This is a genomic window from Pseudoalteromonas sp. Angola-4 (genome assembly GCF_028599265.1).
Lineage (GTDB): Bacteria > Pseudomonadota > Gammaproteobacteria > Enterobacterales > Alteromonadaceae > Pseudoalteromonas > Pseudoalteromonas atlantica.
This window is the reverse complement of sequence record NZ_JAQREK010000103.1, coordinates 1-435: the sequence shown is the minus strand read 5'-3', so window position 1 is coordinate 435 and position 435 is coordinate 1. Positions and strand designations below refer to the sequence as shown.

Genomic DNA, 435 nt, shown 5'->3' with positions numbered 1-435 from the left:
GCTTTATAGGCAATGGCTTGAATTCGCTGATCAATACTTAGCTGAATGCTTTCAGGTTCTACTCGCTCGCGTTCATCAAGCACTTCAACTTCACGCCCTTGCGCATCTTTGCGAATGGTACGGCGCCCTTCTTCACCGGTTAACGCGTTTTCATAAAGCTTTTCTATGCCCTCAATGCCTTTACCATCAATATTGGTAAACCCAATAACATGTGCGCTTACTTCACCAGCAGGGTAATAACGTTTTGATTCATCCAATGAATGAATACCAGGTAGGCGTAAATCACCGATGTAATTAGCCACAGCGGGAGTCACTTGGCGTTTTAAATACACAAAGCGACGAGTAGGATCATCAAGTAATCGCGTGTTAATTTTACTAGGCTCAATGCGCAACACATCAGCCAATTCACGCCGGCGTAAATCATTTTTATAATAC

The 435-nt window shown here is 43.4% G+C and carries 1 pseudogene; it reads right to left on the bottom strand.

The annotated features are described in order from the left end of the window. Window positions 1–435, bottom strand: a pseudogene (locus PSH48_RS21010) (peptidoglycan glycosyltransferase FtsI); the annotation flags it as partial.